At 65.4% G+C, this 15,791-nt stretch carries 16 protein-coding genes; 4 read left to right on the top strand and 12 right to left on the bottom strand.

Annotation, left to right across the window (positions count from 1 at the left end; translation table 11 throughout):
* Nucleotides 1-129: 129 nt before the first annotated feature.
* Both FNJ84_RS03475 and FNJ84_RS03470 read left to right on the top strand, forming a co-directional pair.
* On the top strand, nt 130-2,331 hold the full coding sequence (locus FNJ84_RS03475) for a hypothetical protein (protein WP_143791544.1): 2,202 nt from the start codon (nt 130-132) through the stop codon (nt 2,329-2,331).
* Nucleotides 2,328-3,596: a hypothetical protein gene (locus FNJ84_RS03470; protein ID WP_143791543.1), complete on the top strand. Its 1,269-nt coding sequence runs from the start codon at nt 2,328-2,330 to the stop codon at nt 3,594-3,596. The genes FNJ84_RS03475 and FNJ84_RS03470 overlap by 4 nt, the downstream gene beginning before the upstream one ends.
* Before the next feature lie 9 nt (nt 3,597-3,605).
* Here FNJ84_RS03470 and FNJ84_RS03465 read toward each other — a convergent pair whose 3' ends face one another.
* From FNJ84_RS03465 to FNJ84_RS03410, 12 genes are read right to left on the bottom strand one after another with little or no spacing between them, the layout of a single operon-like run.
* Complete coding sequence (locus FNJ84_RS03465) at nt 3,606-4,769, bottom strand: glycosyltransferase 61 family protein (protein ID WP_143791542.1); 1,164 nt, start codon at nt 4,767-4,769, stop codon at nt 3,606-3,608.
* Between the two features lie 57 nt (nt 4,770-4,826).
* On the bottom strand, nt 4,827-5,471 hold the full coding sequence (locus FNJ84_RS03460; protein ID WP_143791541.1) for a response regulator transcription factor: 645 nt from the start codon (nt 5,469-5,471) through the stop codon (nt 4,827-4,829).
* Entirely contained in the window at nt 5,468-6,790 is a 1,323-nt protein-coding gene (locus tag FNJ84_RS03455; RefSeq protein WP_143791540.1) for a histidine kinase, read from the bottom strand. Before FNJ84_RS03455 ends, FNJ84_RS03460 begins: the two co-directional genes overlap by 4 nt.
* Before the next feature lie 25 nt (nt 6,791-6,815).
* Complete coding sequence (locus tag FNJ84_RS03450; RefSeq protein ID WP_185968408.1) at nt 6,816-7,493, bottom strand: rhomboid family intramembrane serine protease; 678 nt, start codon at nt 7,491-7,493, stop codon at nt 6,816-6,818.
* The gene (locus tag FNJ84_RS03445; protein ID WP_143791538.1) at nt 7,486-7,707 is read right to left on the bottom strand and encodes a Trm112 family protein; all 222 of its coding nucleotides are present in this window, start codon (nt 7,705-7,707) and stop codon (nt 7,486-7,488) included. The genes FNJ84_RS03450 and FNJ84_RS03445 overlap by 8 nt, the downstream gene beginning before the upstream one ends.
* Nucleotides 7,704-8,333, bottom strand: coding sequence for an LON peptidase substrate-binding domain-containing protein (locus tag FNJ84_RS03440; protein ID WP_143791537.1), 630 nt, complete (start codon nt 8,331-8,333; stop codon nt 7,704-7,706). The genes FNJ84_RS03445 and FNJ84_RS03440 overlap by 4 nt, the downstream gene beginning before the upstream one ends.
* Nucleotides 8,333-9,247 (bottom strand): thioredoxin, encoded by a 915-nt coding sequence (trxA, locus tag FNJ84_RS03435; protein ID WP_143791868.1) that lies wholly within the window; start codon nt 9,245-9,247, stop codon nt 8,333-8,335. Before trxA ends, FNJ84_RS03440 begins: the two co-directional genes overlap by 1 nt.
* Nucleotides 9,248-9,307: 60 nt before the next feature.
* Nucleotides 9,308-9,583 carry a hypothetical protein gene (locus tag FNJ84_RS03430; protein ID WP_185968407.1) on the bottom strand — a complete coding sequence of 92 codons (276 nt, stop codon included), beginning with the start codon at nt 9,581-9,583 and terminating at the stop codon, nt 9,308-9,310.
* Nucleotides 9,583-10,629, bottom strand: coding sequence for a hypothetical protein (locus FNJ84_RS03425; RefSeq protein ID WP_143791535.1), 1,047 nt, complete (start codon nt 10,627-10,629; stop codon nt 9,583-9,585). Before FNJ84_RS03425 ends, FNJ84_RS03430 begins: the two co-directional genes overlap by 1 nt.
* A complete protein-coding gene (locus FNJ84_RS03420; protein WP_143791534.1) occupies nt 10,626-11,018 on the bottom strand; it encodes a DUF4383 domain-containing protein in 393 nt (130 codons plus the stop codon). Before FNJ84_RS03420 ends, FNJ84_RS03425 begins: the two co-directional genes overlap by 4 nt.
* A complete protein-coding gene (locus tag FNJ84_RS03415) occupies nt 11,015-12,496 on the bottom strand; it encodes an FAD-binding protein (protein ID WP_143791533.1) in 1,482 nt (493 codons plus the stop codon). Before FNJ84_RS03415 ends, FNJ84_RS03420 begins: the two co-directional genes overlap by 4 nt.
* A 3-nt stretch (nt 12,497-12,499) precedes the next feature.
* Nucleotides 12,500-13,285 carry an exodeoxyribonuclease III gene (locus FNJ84_RS03410; RefSeq protein WP_143791532.1) on the bottom strand — a complete coding sequence of 262 codons (786 nt, stop codon included), beginning with the start codon at nt 13,283-13,285 and terminating at the stop codon, nt 12,500-12,502.
* Between the two features lie 153 nt (nt 13,286-13,438).
* On the opposite strand from FNJ84_RS03410, the gene FNJ84_RS03405 reads away from it, so the two are divergent.
* Complete coding sequence (locus FNJ84_RS03405) at nt 13,439-14,761, top strand: MFS transporter (protein WP_143791531.1); 1,323 nt, start codon at nt 13,439-13,441, stop codon at nt 14,759-14,761.
* 43 nt (nt 14,762-14,804) lie between these two features.
* Nucleotides 14,805-15,779 (top strand): glutathione S-transferase family protein, encoded by a 975-nt coding sequence (locus FNJ84_RS03400; protein ID WP_143791530.1) that lies wholly within the window; start codon nt 14,805-14,807, stop codon nt 15,777-15,779.
* The last annotated feature ends 12 nt before the right edge of the window (nt 15,780-15,791 follow it).

Here is a 15,791-nt window from a genome sequence, read left to right as displayed (position 1 = left end):
TCGGCTCCTTTTGCTGGCCGCAGGATATGGGCATCGCCCGAAAGCGCAAGTTCCCGCCCGTCGGCGTGACAGCGGCCGCGATAAACGATATGCGTGACCGGTCCGAGTATCACTTAGGCGAACAGTCGCATGGTCCCCAGTATCCTGATGTCGCGCAATGACGGGCTTGGCGCGCGGCTGATCCCGCTGCTCAGCGCCTTGCGTCTGGCGCAATCGACCGGCGCGACATTGCGCGTCCACTGGCCCTCGCAGGATCAGCGCGCCAATGTGTCCCACTATCACGGCCTGTTCGCGCCCGAGTTCTGCGCCCGCTATTTCATCACCGATGCCGAGGCCCGCACCCGCCGCCTGCGGATCATTCCGGCCAACCGGTTCCAGAAGCTGACGCCGCAGCAGTTCATCGACCAGGCCGATCCCGAGGCGGATTATTTCATCGAGGAAACCACCGGCCCCGCCACCCTGTCGGGCGAAGACCCGGCCGAGGTCGCCCGCCAGTATCGCGCCGCGATGTCGATGATCAGCTTTACCCCCAAGATCCGGCAGATGATGGACCAGATCGACGCCGCCTTTGCGGGCCGGCAGGTTACCGCCTATCACATCCGCCATGGCGATGTGACCAGCAGCTATCGCGCGCGCGGCAAGGCCTGGCCCAACAAATACGTCCCGCCCGAGATCTATCTGGAACATATGCGCCAGTCCGGCACCGGGCCGGACCGCCCGGCGCTGCTGATCTCGGACACGCCGGCCTCGATCGACTGGCTGGCCGCGCGCCAGCCGGGTACCCTGCGCCTGCCCGATCTGATCCGGCTGGAGGGGCTGGATTCGCTGCAATTCGACTTCCTCGAACTTTATGCGATGTCGCGCGCCTCGCTGATCGTCGCCCCGGAAATGAGCGGCTTTTCCCGTGTCGCTGCCGCCATCGGCGCCGTGCCGATCGAGGATGTCGGCCAGTCGCTGACCGATCCGGCGATGGGCCAGGCCATGACCGCGCTGCAACAGCGGCTGGAACAGGATGCCGGCAGCTTTCTGAACGATGGCGAGATCGCGCAGGCCACGGTGCATCTGCGCCGCTGGCTGGACAAGCAGGGCGAGGCGGCCGAGCTGTCCGACCTGCTGGACCGGCAGCTGGATCAGGGCAATACCGTCCCCTTGATGTATCGGATGCGGGCCGAGGATGCCTATCGCGCCGGCGATATCGCCGCCCTTGCCGAAACCGGCCGGCAGGCGCGCGATGCGATGATCCCGCTGCCCCATGTCCTCAGCGAAATCGACACGATGCGGGCGCTGCTGCATCTGGGTGCCGGGCAGACCGGCCCGGCCACGATCCTGTTGCGTCGGGCGCTGTATCAGTGGCCGCTGCACGCCTTTTCGTCGGCCGCCGTGCGCAATTGGCAGCTGGCCCCGCCCTCGCCCGAACCGTTCTATCCGTTCGAGCCGCTGGTTCTGGATCTGGTCAGCCTGTCGCGCGGCGAACCGCAAAAGCGCGTCGATATGCGCAGCCTGATCTGGGAAATCCGCCATTTCCTTGCCAATACCTTCCGCGGCCCGCTGACGGCGGCGGGTGCGGATGCCGATCTGCGCGACCGGGTTCTGGCGGTCGAGGCACAGGACGACATTCGCGGCACGCCGGCCGAACGCGCGCTGAAAAGTTTTCGCAGCCAGATCGAGATGGAAGGCCCCGACCCCGAATCCGCGCTGGCCATGTCGCGCGAGATGGCCGATGACGCGCCGATCGCGGAAAACCGTTGGGCGGCGCAGCGTTTCGCCCTGAACCTGTTGCAGATGCGGAAATATCAGCGCGCGCGCTTCTGGTTCGCGCGCCTTGCCGAGGCCTTCCCGGACGAGCCGGTCTATGCCGGCTATCTGGCTGGAACGATCATGCGCGATGGCGAGAACGAGATCGCGCTGGAACAGTTCCAGCGGGTCAATCCACCGGGAAAACTGCGCTATCTGGTCTTTGTTCCGCGCCAGATCCAGCTGCTTGACCGGCTGAAGCGCGATGACGAGGCCGACGCGCTTTACGATCAGCTGCTAGAGGAAACAGGCTGGGCGGAAACGCATCTGACCGGGCGGGTGCGGCGCGCCCTGCGCAGCGGCCGGCCGTTCCCGCATATGCCGCGCCTGACCCGGCTTGCCGACGAGGCCGGCCCTCATCGCGCCGCCGGCGCGCTGGTGGCGCAACTGCTGCATCGCGACGGCCATATCGACGAGGCGCGCCGCCGCGCCCAGGCCGCGCTGGATGGCGGCGGTGTGCCCATCGGCGACATGCAGGGCGTTCAGGCGGTGCTGGGCCTGACCCCCGAGAACAAGGAAGGGCCAGCCCCTGAATGAGTGATTATTCCGTGTTGCTGCTGGCTTACGGCCAGTCAAATGCCGATCTGTATCCGTCGATCCCGGCCTTGCCCTGCCCAGCCTTTGATGATCCGCGCATTGTCACCTTTGATGACGGCAATGCCTTTCGCGGCCTGCTGGGCGCGGTTGCAAAACAGCCGCCGACGGCGCTGGTGCCGGCTGCCGCAGCCTCGTACGAGACCAAGAAATGCCGCGATTATCAGTCCTTCCAGATCGCGGCGGCTGCGCGGTTGTTGCGGGAACGGGGCGTGAATGCACCGCATCGGGTCATCGTCCGGGCCGAGGGGCGGGGTGGCCGGCGGTTTCACGGCATCATCAGCAAGAAGGGCCAGCATGTCGAAGGCATCCTGAACAATGCCGATGGCAGCGATTCCCAGATTCTGCTGAACATGTTCCAGACCATCCGGCAGGCCGCCGAACTGGCCGCCGGGCAGGGCGCGCCGCTGCGGCGGGTCATCGTGAATTTCCTGCATGGCGAGGCAGACAGGTCCACCGAGACCGCGCAATATCGCGACAATCTGCTGACCCTGATCAGCCGCACCGAAGAGGTGACGCAGGCGTTCGGGCTGGCGACGGATTGGCTGATCCTCGATCCGGCGGGCACCTCGATCACCGGCAGCGGAAACAGCTGGCCTTGCCGGCTGGCCATGCGCGACGTGGCCGATGCAACCGCGAATGTTCACCTGATCGGGGCGGGCTACGGTTATCCGCTGGATGACGTTATCCATTATGGCAGCGAGGCCCGCGCCCTGTTCGGCGAACATTTCGGGCTTGCGGCAGCGGAATTGCTGGCCCGCGCCGATGGCGGCAAGACCGATGACGGCTGGCTTCTGGATGCGCCGGGAATCCGCCGCGCCGTGTTTCATGGCAATGCGGTCGATCTGCATCTGGACGGGACGCGGCATTTCGAACTGGTGCCTGGCATCAGCGACCCCAATCTGACGGTCGAAGGCTTTGCCGCAACGATCCATTCCCGCTGCCGGGTGATCGCCGCCGAGCAGACCGGGCCGCGCAGTGTCAGGGTGACACTGGATGGCACGCCATATGACAATCCGCGCGCGGCCCTGACCTATGCCTATCAGATGGTCCATCGCGAGGATGCGCGTCTGGACACGCCGATGCCAGCCGGCCGTGGCGGCTGGCGCAGTGTCAGGGCGATGGATTCGATGGTGCTGCCGGGACGGCGGATCCATCAATGGGTGCCGGGATTCAGCATCCCCTTTGCCGAGATGGAACAGGGCTAGGCCCCCGGATCAGGCAAACTTGTCGGCACCACGCACCGGGCCGGCCTTTTGCCGTTCCAGAAACCTTTCGCGATTGGGCATGCGGAAAAACTCGGTCCCTTCATGCAGCACGCGCAGGCGTTCGCGTTCGTCCTCGCGTTCGGCATCGGTCAGGTCGCGCCATGGCTGCCCGCCCGAGACCATGCCCTTGGCCGCCAGCGCATCATGCAGCCCGGAAAAGCTGATCTCGCCACAGGACCGGCGGCCGGGGCGGCGGTCGGGATGGGGCAGCCAGTCATCGACCAGCACATCGACCTCGAAGGCGTCGATACCCTGAAACAGGGTCAGTTGTTCGACGAAATAGGGGATCAACTCGATGCTGCGGCGCTTGATGATGGCAACTTTCTGATCGGCATTGCCGACAAAACCCACCAGATGCAGGGGCGAACAATCGACCGAGACGATATGCCTGGCCGCCTTGTATTGCGCCACCTGATCCACAAGCGGGTGGTTCTGGGGGTGATAAATCTCATACCCTTCGCGGCGCATCTGTTCTTCCAGCAGCCATTCGCCGATCAGCCCGCCCCTGTCGCGCTGCAAGCCGGAACGCGAGATATAGATCTTTTCGGCACCGCGCGCGGGAATGCGCTTGCCCGCATGGCGGCGCATATAGGCGCGATAGGCCTCGGATCCGCGCATAAGCTCGAACTGGCCGAAACCCTGGCGCGGCACGAACAGCCGGTCGACCCGCAGTGGCACCGGGGTCGAGCGCACGGGAACGGTCGCGCCCAGCACATTGAACAACGGCCGGAACTGGCGCACGAACTGCATCGGGCGGGCGTTGATCTTGGGGGTATAGACGATGCTTGCGATCGCGGCGCGCAATTCGTCCAAAGCCCAAAGCCGGGTGGTCGATTCCACCAGGAAATGCCCGAAATGGCCGAACATGATGCCGCCGAACATGTGCTGGCCCGGCAGATGCTGGATGGTGTCGGGATCGGGCATCACAGGCCCCTGATTGACCTGCCGCCCCTCGCCCCAGGTGATCGAGTTCTCGACCAGCTCGCCCTCGGCTGTCAGCACGCCCGAGGCCTGAAAGCGGTTGTTCGGCCCCCTCTCGCGCGAGGGGGGAACGATGATCGCGTTGTCGATGATCGAGATCGTCTTGCTGGTATCGTCCAGGTCCAGATACATGACCGTATTTCCCGTTCACTCGCCACCTGCCCGGCATTGCCGCTGGCAGGGTTTTTGTCAACGCTGCTGCGCCCCGCCGGATTGCGCGCCCCGATCCATGGCGATGCGGATCAGCCCGTTCATTCCGTCCACACCCAGTTTCTTCTTCAGCGCCGAGGATGTGTTGGCGACCGTCTTGTAGCTGACCCCCAGCCTGTCCGCCACGCCCTGCAAGGACAGGCCCTGCCCGATATGGTGCAGCACATCGGTCTCACGCGGGGTCAGCTGGGCGAGGGGGTCGGCGGTGGCCCCGGTACGCATCGTCGCCAGCGCGATGGCGTGTTTCGGGCTAAGATAGAACTCGCCCGCCTCTTGCGCGCGGACGGCCTGACGGAAATCCTCGGGCGGGGCGTTCTTGGAAAGAAAACCATGGGCGCCCAGTTCCAGGGCGCGGGCGGCAAAGCCGGTCTGGTCGTTCATGGAAAAGATCAGGATCCGGGCCGAGGGCGCGGCTTCCAGCAGCTCGGCGATCATCGCCAGCCCGTCGCCATCGGGCAGCGTGATGTCGAGAACGATCAGGCCCGGCTGGCGGTCGCGCGCCTGCTGCATGGCCTGCTGCGCATTCATCGCCTGGTGGATGTCTTCATATCCCAGGTCACGCAGCAACCGCCCTGCACCCAGATGGGTGACGGGATGGTCGTCGATGACAAGCGCGGATTTCATGGCCGTGGCTTCCTTGGCAATTGCGCGATCAGCGTGGTTCCCGTTCTATCCGATCGAATGTCCAGTCGGCCAGCCAGAAGCGCGATCCTTTCGCCCATGCCTGACAGGCCGGTGCCCTGTGCGGTGCCGGGTGCCATGCCCTTGCCATCATCCTGCACGGTCATGATCCAATGCGCCGGATCCGTGGCCAGCGTCACCCTGATCGCCCGTGCATCGGCATGGCGCAATGCGTTCGTGATGCCCTCTTGCAGGATGCGGAACAGGGTCAGGGCCGTGGCCTCGTCGGGTTCCTCGATGCCGGGGGGAACAGCCATGCGGATGTCATGGCCGGGAAAGCGGGTGGCCAGATCCTCGACATGGCCGGTCAGCACCGTGGCCAGCGGCAATTGCCCGACCGGGACGGGCCTCAGGTCATCCAGCAGGGCGCGGTTCACGCGACTGATCTGATCGGCGATGGCCGTGATCGCGTCGGCATGGTCGCGGATCTGGGGCGCGTCGCTGCTGTTGCGCAGCGCCTCGGCCTCGACCCGCAGGCCGAACAGGCAGGGCCCCATCTCGTCATGCAGGTCGCGGGCGATGGATTTGCGTTCCTGATCGGCGCGGGCGACGACCTGGCGCTGCAAGCGCTCGCGTTCGGTGCGGGCCTGTTCCAGCGCTTCGGCCAGCTGATCGACGCGGCGACTGATCGGCGCAAGGTCAGGCTGCGGCAACGGGCCAACGCGGGCATCCAGCTGACTCTGTGTCAGCTCGGTCAACCGTGCCGAGATCGTCTCGACCGGGTGCAGCGCGCGGCGGGTCAGCCACAGGATCAGCAGGCCCTGCAACAGCGCGGCCATCGCGGTCAGGCCGACAATGCGGCGAATATCGCCCCATGCCGAGGCGATCAGCGCCGATGCATCGGGCGCGATGATGACAAAGCCCAGCATGCGCTGGTCGATCACCACCGGCAGGCGGGTTTCCTGCGGCTCGGGCGCGATCAGGCGCGCGAACCAGGCGGGGGCGGATTGCGGTGATGTGCCGGCGGCCTGGGCCTGGCGGGCCACCGGCTCGCGCGCGTCAAGGATGGTGATCGTCGCATCGCCGGGCGCGATCAGCCGTTCTGGCAGGGTGGCCATCAGCCGGTCGGGGGGAACGGCGGTCTGCAAGGTGCCGATTGTGGCCAGCACCAGAGACCGTGCAGTGTCGACACCGGCCGCAAGTTCCGCCCCGACCTCGGCGCGAAGGTTGCGCAGGCTGGCCGCCGCCAGCGCCACCAGCAGCGCCAGCTGGATCACGAGGATCACGCCAAGAATGCGTTGGGTCAGGGTCAGCCGGCTCATGCGCCGCAGCCTGGCCCAAGCCGTGTCACTTTGCCATCGGTTGTTTGGGGACGAACAGCAGCCACAGCAACAGCCCGCAGGCCATTCCCGCGATGGCGCCGCCCAGATGCGCCTGCCAGGCGATGCCGGGCGCAAGCAGCGTCAGGCCAAGATTCAGCACGACGATATTGGCGACGGCTCGCCACAGCGGTGCCATCGGTTGCCCCCGCCGCCGCCGCAGCAGCGCCACCAGCACGACCAGCGCCCCCGCCAGCCCGAAGATCGCGCCCGAGGCCCCGACCATCGGCGCCGGCCCCGGCGCCATTGCCGCGAACAGCCCCGCCGCCGCCAGTTGCGAGATCAGATAGATCACCGCCATCCAGCCCGCGCCAACCAGGCGCACCAATTCACGCGCCACCACCGCCAGCGAGATCATGTTCATCGCCAGATGCAGCACCCCGCCATGCAGCAGGCCATAGCTGAAGAACATCACCACCGGCTGCGCGGCATAGGCCGGCAACCAGTTCCCGGCCAGAAGCTCGGTCCAGAAACCGCCATAGATCGTCGCGATCTGCCGGGCATCAGCCATGCCGGTCAGGGTCAGGCCGATGATTGCGGCCTCGATCACGCAACAGACCAGGATCAGCCCCACGACCCAGACAGGCAGCTGTCGCCAGCCTTCATGTCCGGTCCGGGGATGCCTGTCTGTCCCGGCGTCAGCCATGCGACCCGTCGCCATTGGCCTTGATCTGGCGTGCCTCGTCGATCAGCATGATCGGAATCCCCTGCCGGATCGGAAAGGCCAGCCCCGCCGTCCGTGACACCAGTTCCTGCCGGGCCGCATCATAATGCAGCGTCGTATGGGTCACCGGGCAGACCAGCGCCTCTAGCATCTGGCGGTCAAAGCCGGGCGCCTGCGGCTGGGTGTCCTCGGTCATTGCAATCGTTCCTCGTTCTCGCCGCTGCGCAGTGCAAATTCGATCAGCCCGTCCAGCAGGGCACGGCGTTCCGCCAGGGTCGGCGCTTCCAGCAGGGCCTGCTTTTCCTCGGGTGGCAGCGGCAGCAGCATCGACAGCGAATTGATCAGCGTTTCGGTTTCAGCATTACCGGCGGTTTCCCAGTCGGTCGACAGCTCATGCGCCAGCATATAGCGCCGCAGCCGCGCCATGAAGGGGGCACGGTCAAAGCCGGGGTCGGTCTCGGCGCTGTTGGACAGATCATCCGCAAATCCCGACCAATCCGCCCACCCTGTCAGATAGGGGTGAAACCCCTCTTCCACCTGGTTCAGGCGAAAGCGGCAAACGGCACGCAGTTGAATCAGCATCCGGCCATTGTCTGTTTCGCTGAAGGCAACCACCCGGCCGGCGCAGCCGACTTCGGCCAGACCATCCTCGCAGGGTTGGATCATGCCGATCATCCGGTGCCCCGATTTCAGAACGTCTTCCAGCATCTGAAGATAGCGCGGCTCGAAAATCTGCAAGGGAAGCCGCGCCCGCGGCAACAGCAGGGCCCCCGGCAAGGGGAACAGCACGATCCGTTCAGGCAGCGGATGCGGGGTCCGCATCAGGAAAAGATCATCGAGGACAGCCGGCGCCGGCTTTTCTGCACCAGCGGGTCATTGGGCTTCAGGCTGTCAAAAATCGTGAACAGCTGCGCCTTGGCGGCGCCGTCGTTCCAGTCGCGGTCGCGGCGGAAACTGTCCAGCAGCACGTCGATGGCCTGTTCGACGTCACCGGCCGCATGCAGCGCCTGGGCCAGTTCCAGCCGTGCCTGCTGATCATCCGGGTCGGCCTGAACACGCGCCTGCAAGTCGCCCAGGGGCCCGGCATTCTGTGCCTGCCGGGCCAGCTGCAACTGGGCGCGGGCAGCCTCGATCTGGGCGGTGCGGGCGATGGCGGCGGGCACCTGGTCCAGTGCCTCGGCGGCGGCAGCATCGTCACCGGCTGCCAGATTGGCGCGGATCAGCCCGCCCCAGGCATCGGCGCTTTCGGGTTCCTCGCCGATGATGGCAGCGAAGGTTTCGAGGGCATCGCCATGCGCGCCTTCTTCCAGCATCGCCTCGGCGGCGGCCAGCGCATCGGCCAGCCCGCCATCATCGCCGCCAAGTGCGATCAGCTTTTCGACGAATTGCTTGATCTGGCTTGGCGGCACCGCGCCCTGAAAGGCATCGACTGGCTGGCCCTGGAAAAAGGCATAGACCGTCGGGATCGACTGCACGCGCAACTGGCCAGCGATCATCTGGTTTTCGTCCACGTTCACCTTGGCCATGCGCACGCGGCCCTTGTGGCGGGCCACCTCGGCCTCCAGCTGGGGGCCAAGCGTCTTGCAGGGGCCGCACCAGGGCGCCCAGAAATCGACGATGACCGGGACTTCCATGGATTTCTGGACCACCTCGGCCAAGAAATCGGCCTCGGTCACGTCCTTGATGAAATCGCTGGTAGTGGGCGCGGCGGCGGGTTCGGAACCAAGGGTCAGCATCGCATCTCTCATCGCATGGGTTTGCGCATAGATAGGGCTATGCCCCCGATGGTTGCAAGGTCAGCGGTCGGGCAGGGCCATGCAAAGTGGCAATCCCGCGGGCAGGACCAGCCATCCGGCGCGGCTTTGATAGATGTCGCCTGCCGTCACGCCGTTGATCGTGGCCGTCCAGCGCGAGGCATGGACCAGCCCGGCATCGGGCAGCCGCGCCAGCAGGTCGGGTGAGGGCAGGATCACCAGCGCCGAGGGCGCCGCGCCCGGAATGAACATGCCGCCCGCCATCAGCGCCAGCCAGCCAAGCGCCACGGCCAGCGCATATGCCACCACGCGCCGCATCAATAGTCGTGGATATGTTCCAGCCGCGCGCCGCCGGCGGCCAGATCGCGCAGCCGGCCCGCCAGGTCCGGCACCTTGACGACGACCAGATGCCGCACCTGATCGCTGCCCTGCATGGGGAACGTAAAGATCGCGCCCAGATCGGCAGGTCCATCGGTGATTGCGGTCAGCAAAATGTCGTCATTGCCGGCGATTTCCACCATCTGCCCGCCATCCTGCGCGATCCGGGCAAGGATCTGCGTCAGTTCACGATAGCGGGGCGTCTCGATCTCCCATCCTTCGGGGCGGCGCTGGATGACGGTGACGCCGGGGATGGCTGTCAGTTGCGTCTCGGTCATGCCGGTGACGACCGCGCGCAATGTCAGCTCGTCCGTGCCGGTGGCGGCGACAGCATTGGCGATCACGCCGGCATAGGCGGCCTTGGCGCGATATTCCAACCCAAGCGCCAGCCGCCTCTCGCGGTCGCGGAAGGCATCGGTAGCTGTATCGTCCAGCGCCTGCGCGTCGGCGGCGAAGTCCCATTTGTACCACGGCGTCTGTTGCAGGAAGGCGGCGTAGTCGGCCGCCTGCTGGGCTGACAACTGGTCCAGCGTGCTGTGTTCGGGTCCGCGAATCCATGTGGCCACCCGGCCAAGCGTTTCCTCATAGGCGGCCTTCAGTGCCAGTTCGGCGGTAAAGCTGACCCCGATGGTATAGATCGTCATCTTGGATTCGGTGGTGAACCCGCCATGCTGATCGGCCATTTCGGTCAGCGGGCACAGCGAGGACCAGAAGCCCCGCATCGCCGTGAAAAAGCCGAAATCATGCGGGTCATCCTTGGCGATGACGCGGGCATAATCGGCATAGGCATGGACGATATGCCATTCGGGATAGGTGGTGAAAGTCCGCGATTCATCGCGGGTCTGGCCGACGATGGGCGCGTGATCCTGCGCCAGCGGCGTGCCCCGACACATGGTTTCGTTTCGGATAACCGGCAGGGCCAGCAGCACAACAACGACCAGCAGCGCCAGCGCCAGCCGTTTCAGCCATCGCCACAGGAACCTCACTTCCGCAGCCCCGCCAGCAGGGCGCCGCCGCCCAGCAGGATATGGGGCGCATTGGCCAGGATCTTGAAGCCGAAGGGCAAGTCAAGCACGCCGTTATTGATGATGCCAAGGTCCAGATAGCCCGACCCGACCGCCAGACCCATCGCACCGTCGGCCAGATAAAGCGCGCCAAAGATCAGCAGGAAGTTCCGCGCCGCACGGGCGGAAATCAGCGCCGCCGCCAGTGCCCAAAGCCCGGATGCCAGGTGCAGCAGGTCGTCGAATATATCCAGCGCAAAGATGCCGAAGGCCAGCCCGTCGGGGTCGGTCAGGCCGGGGACGTAATTGATCGCTGCCGCACCGAACAGGGCGACGGCATAAAACAAGGCAACCTTTTGATGAAAGCTCATAGCGTCCTCAGATAATTGTCCCACAGGGCGTTTCGCAGGGTCAGGCTGGGGTCCAGTGCGCGCTTTGCAGCGGCAAAGTCCGCAGCCCGAGGATAGACAGTCGCGAACTGGTCAATGGTGGCGTGGGGGCGATAGGGCAGGTAATAGCTGCCGCCGATGCCGGCCATGCCGTCGATCAGGTCGCGGGTCATGCGGGCCATGTCGGCCTCGGACCGTTCGGACATTTCCTGGCTGAAGGACATGACCGCCGCAAGCCGGGGCGTGGGCGCATAGGCCAGCCAGCTGTCAGGATCGGCCGCGACATAGCGGATCGTGACGTTCAGCATTTCCTGATAGCTGGGCGGGATCGCATCCTTGCAGACGGCGATGAAATCGGACCAGCGGGCCGGTTCCACGAAATATTCGTGCAGGATGTCGGTCCGCGTCGGGTCGCCGTCGTCCAGTGTCGCCACGGGTTCGTTCATCAGGCTGTTGCGGGTGGATGTGCCGCCAAGGCGCGGGTTCAGGCTGGCTTCTGTCCACCAGCGCAGGCGCTTCATCGGCTCGCGATACAGCTGCGCGCGATAGATATGCGCCGCCGCCCGCGACACCCAGCCCGAGCCGGCGGCAGGCGGCAGGTCGGACTGATCGGCATCGGGGCGATAGGCGATCATCAGCCCCTGGTCCAGAAACCGCGCCCGGTCCACCGACAGCCGGCCATAGGCCATGCCAACGGCCGGGTCGTCCAGCGCCGCCATGAAGGCATCGGCCAACCCGGTCCCCGGCATCTGCTGGAAGGTCGGCGTGACGCGCATGTTCGGCGCGGCCTCGACCTCCATCGTCAGGATCAGCCCGATCAGGCCATAGCCGCCCATGGCCATGCCGAACAGATCGGGGTTTTCGCTGCGCGAGCAGGTGGCGACCTGGCCATCGGGCAGCATCATCGTCAGGCTGCGCACCGTGGACCCCATCGGCCCATGCGGCACCGGCCAGCCATGGGCATTGACGCTGAAGGTCGCCGCAACGCCGAAATCATGGTTGGACTGCATGACCTTGGGTGACAGGCCCGCCGGGTCCAGCGCATTGATGATCTGCGACCAGCGGGCATTGCCGGGCGCCAGATAGGTCTGCGCCGTGCTGTCGATCTGGATGGTGCCATTGTCCCAGCCAAGCGCTGTGCCATTCATCGGCAGGGATTGCCCGCCCATGGAATGCCGCGCGGCAGACAGGCACAGGGGGCGGTTCGCCGCCCGCGCCTCGGCCAGTTCGGCGCGCAGGCGGGCGATCAGCGCCTCGCCCGGATCCTCGGTCAGGACGATATGCTTGGCGACGGGCGTGGGCGACAGCAGCGAGGCGTCGTTCAGCATCCCCTCGGGCGTGGGGCCGGTCAGTGGCACCCCGTCCAACGTGTCATGCCAGGGGGCAAGCCGGGTCGCAGCCCAGCCCCCGATGGCGGCGCCGGTTCCCAGAAGCAGCGCGCGGCGTGTCAGCTTGCCCATGGTTTACAGGTCGAAGCTGGCAAGGACGGGGACATGGTCACTTGGTTGTTCCCACCCGCGCACCGGGCGCAGGATGCGGCTGCCATGCGCAGCATTGGCGATATCGGGCGTGGCCCAGATATGATCCAGCCGCCGGCCCTTGTCGGCCGCGTCCCAATCCTTCGCGCGATAGGACCACCAACTGTAAAGCAGGCCTTGGGGGATGTCCTGCCGGGTGATGTCGACCCATTTGCCGGCGTCCTGCGCGGCGTCCAGATGGTCGACCTCGATGGGGGTATGGCTGACGATCTTCAGCAATTGCTTGTGCGACCAGACGTCATCCTCGCGCGGGGCGATGTTCAGGTCGCCCACCATGATCGACCGCTGCGGCTTGTCGGCATGGAAAACGTCACGCATCTCGGTCAGAAAATCCAGCTTCTGCCCGAATTTCTCGTTCTGGTCGCGGTCGGGAATATCGCCGCCCGCCGGGACATAGAAATTGTGGATCGTGACCCCGTTTTCCAGCCGCGCGGCCACATGTCGCGCATGGCCCAGCCCGGCATAGTCGCGGTCGCCCGCATCCTCGATCGGCAGGCGCGACAGGATCGCCACGCCGTTATAGCCCTTTTGCCCCCGTGCAACGACATGCCGGTAACCCAGATCGGCAAAGCCCTGGACCGGCATCTTGTCGACCGGCGACTTGATTTCCTGAAGGCACAGAATGTCAGGGGCTTCTTCGGTCAGCAGGCGGCAGACGAGTGCCTCGCGCAGGCGGACCGAGTTGATGTTCCAGGTGGCAATCGTGAACATGGGACCTCTTGATCTGATGCGCGGGACAGTAAACGTGCCGGCTGGCCGTGTCGAGTTCCGCCAAAAAACCGCTGAAACGCCAGAAAAGGCGTTGTCTGCCGGCGGTTGCCCGATACAGGATGCATGCGCAGCATAAGGGCAAAGAGGGCGGCCATGGACCTGACAATCGACGAGGCGCTGACGCGCGGCGGAACCGGCCGGTTCCAGTGGCGGCTGCTGGGGATCTTCGGGCTGGTCTGGGCCGCGGATGCGATGCAGGTGATCTCGGTCGGGTTTTCCGCGCCCTCGATTGCCGCCAGCTATGGGCTGACCGTGCCCGAGGCGATCAAATCCACCGGCACGATGTTCTTTCTGGGCATGTTCGTGGGCGCGTTTCTGTTTGGCCGGCTGGCCGACCGGATCGGGCGCCGCAAGGTGCTGTTGCTGACGGTTGGCGCCGATGCGGTCTTTGGCATTGCGGCGGCGTTTTCGCCCAGTCTGGACGTGCTGATCATCCTGCGCTTCCTCACCGGCATGGCCGTGGGCGGCACGCTGCCCGTCGACTATGCCATGATGGCCGAGTTCCTGCCGCCCAAGAACCGGGGCCGCTGGCTGGTCTGGCTGGAGGGGTTCTGGGCCATCGGCACCATCGTCATCGCCCTGACCGCCTGGATCGCCAGCGTGAATGGCGTGGCCGAGGCGTGGCGCTGGATCTTTGCCGTGGCCGCCATCCCGGCGCTGATCGGGTTCTGGCTGCGGCTGTGGCTGCCGGAATCGCCGATGTTTCTGGTGCGCCACGACCGCCAGGACGAGGTGCGTGCAGTGATGAACCGGGTGCTGATCACCAACGGGGCACAGCCCCTTGGCGGCGATACAAGGATCGTCGCGGCGCCCCATGATCCGGCGGCAGAGCGTTCGATCTTTGCACCGGCGCTGCGGTCGCGGACGCTTGGCATCCTGGCGGTCTGGTTCCTTGTCTCGCTGTCCTATTACGGTGTGTTCATCTGGTTGCCCGGCCAGCTGGCGGGCGAGGGGTTCGGCTTCGTGCGCGGCTATGGCTTCCTGCTGGTTCTGGCGCTGGCGCAGGTGCCGGGCTATGCGCTGGCGGCCTGGGGTGTGGAAAACTGGGGCCGGCGGGTCACGCTGGCGCTGTTTCTGCTGGCCAGCGCGGCGGGCTGTTTCCTGTTCACCATCGCCGGATCGCCCGCCATGGTCGCCGTCTCGCTTATCCTGATGAGCTTTGCCCTGCTGGGCACATGGGGCGCGCTTTACGCCTTCACGCCGGAACTTTACCCAACACCGCTGCGCGGCACCGGCATGGGCACGGCCAGCGCCGTGGCGCGGCTTGGCGGCATCATTGCCCCCAGCCTGCTTGGCGCGATCATCGCCAAGGGCTTTGGCGTGGCCATTGGCACCTTTGCGGGGCTGTTGGTTCTGGCGGCCGTGGCGCTTATGCTGCTGGTCAGGACCGAGACGCGCGATCAGGCCATCGCCTGACCGCGAGGTTCGGGGGGAACGAAAGCAAGCTAGCGAGGATTGGATGGGTCAACTGGTCGACGGTGAATGGCACGATGTCTGGTATGACACCAGCGCGTCAGGCGGCGCTTTCGTGCGGGACAGCGCGCGTCACCGAAACTGGGTCACGGCGGACGGCTCGGCCGGGCCAAGTGGCGAAGGCGGGTTCAAGGCCGAAAGCGGGCGCTATCACCTTTATGTCTCGCTGGCCTGTCCCTGGGCGCATCGCACGCTGATCTTTCGCGCGATCAAGGGGCTGACCCCGCATATCGACGTGTCGATCGTGCATCCCGACATGCTGTCGGACGGGTGGGAATTCCGCACCGATTTTCCCGGTGCGACGGGTGACAAGCTGTTCGGCTCGGCCTTTCTGCGCGACATCTATCTGCGCGCCAACCCCAAGGCCAGCGGGCGGGTGACGGTTCCGGTCCTGTGGGACCGCGAGCGTGACACGATCGTATCGAATGAAAGCGCCGATATCATCCGTATGTTCAACAGCGCCTTCAACGGCCTGACCGGGAACGAGGATGATTACAACCCGCCTTCCCTGCGCAAGGAATGCGAGCAGTTGAACCAGCGCATCTATGACACGGTGAACAATGGCGTATACAAGGCCGGCTTCGCGACCAGTCAGGATGCCTATGACAAGGCGGTCTGGCCACTGTTCGACAGCCTCGACTGGCTGGAGGAAACGCTGTCACGCAGCCGCTATCTGACCGGCGACCGGGTGACCGAGGCCGACTGGCGGCTGCTGACCACGGCATTGCGTTTCGACCCGGTCTATCACACGCATTTCAAATGCAATCGCAAATGGCTGCGCGAATATCCGAACCTGTGGGGCTGGACGCGAGAGTTGTATCAATGGCCGGGTGTGGCGGGCACCGTCGATTTCGACCATATCGTGCGGCATTACCATTACAGCCACCCGACGATTAACCCTCATCGTATCATTCCGATCAATCCGCAGATAGATTGGAACCAGCCTCATGGAAGGGGCTGATCATGTAACGGT

This window comes from Paracoccus sp. M683, assembly GCF_007096355.1.
In the GTDB taxonomy this organism is placed as follows: domain Bacteria; phylum Pseudomonadota; class Alphaproteobacteria; order Rhodobacterales; family Rhodobacteraceae; genus Paracoccus.
Note: the sequence above shows the minus strand (reverse complement) of the source record. Positions and strands in the feature narration are given on the sequence as shown.

Excerpts from the sequence above, each read along its gene's own strand:
- FNJ84_RS03450 (WP_185968408.1), bottom strand. The coding sequence starts at position 7,493 with ATGGCTGACGCCGGGACAGACAGGCATCCCCGGACCGGACATGAAGGC.
- FNJ84_RS03465 (WP_143791542.1), bottom strand. The coding sequence starts at position 4,769 with ATGTATCTGGACCTGGACGATACCAGCAAGACGATCTCGATCATCGAC.
- FNJ84_RS03470 (WP_143791543.1), top strand. The coding sequence starts at position 2,328 with ATGAGTGATTATTCCGTGTTGCTGCTGGCTTACGGCCAGTCAAATGCC.
- trxA (WP_143791868.1), bottom strand. The coding sequence starts at position 9,247 with ATGCTGACCCTTGGTTCCGAACCCGCCGCCGCGCCCACTACCAGCGAT.
- FNJ84_RS03430 (WP_185968407.1), bottom strand. The coding sequence starts at position 9,583 with ATGCGGCGCGTGGTGGCATATGCGCTGGCCGTGGCGCTTGGCTGGCTG.
- FNJ84_RS03445 (WP_143791538.1), bottom strand. The coding sequence starts at position 7,707 with ATGACCGAGGACACCCAGCCGCAGGCGCCCGGCTTTGACCGCCAGATG.
- FNJ84_RS03410 (WP_143791532.1), bottom strand. The coding sequence starts at position 13,285 with ATGTTCACGATTGCCACCTGGAACATCAACTCGGTCCGCCTGCGCGAG.
- FNJ84_RS03400 (WP_143791530.1), top strand. The coding sequence starts at position 14,805 with ATGGGTCAACTGGTCGACGGTGAATGGCACGATGTCTGGTATGACACC.
- FNJ84_RS03415 (WP_143791533.1), bottom strand. The coding sequence starts at position 12,496 with ATGGGCAAGCTGACACGCCGCGCGCTGCTTCTGGGAACCGGCGCCGCC.
- FNJ84_RS03440 (WP_143791537.1), bottom strand. The coding sequence starts at position 8,333 with ATGCGGACCCCGCATCCGCTGCCTGAACGGATCGTGCTGTTCCCCTTG.
- FNJ84_RS03405 (WP_143791531.1), top strand. The coding sequence starts at position 13,439 with ATGGACCTGACAATCGACGAGGCGCTGACGCGCGGCGGAACCGGCCGG.
- FNJ84_RS03460 (WP_143791541.1), bottom strand. The coding sequence starts at position 5,471 with ATGAAATCCGCGCTTGTCATCGACGACCATCCCGTCACCCATCTGGGT.
- FNJ84_RS03455 (WP_143791540.1), bottom strand. The coding sequence starts at position 6,790 with ATGAGCCGGCTGACCCTGACCCAACGCATTCTTGGCGTGATCCTCGTG.
- FNJ84_RS03420 (WP_143791534.1), bottom strand. The coding sequence starts at position 11,018 with ATGAGCTTTCATCAAAAGGTTGCCTTGTTTTATGCCGTCGCCCTGTTC.
- FNJ84_RS03475 (WP_143791544.1), top strand. The coding sequence starts at position 130 with ATGGTCCCCAGTATCCTGATGTCGCGCAATGACGGGCTTGGCGCGCGG.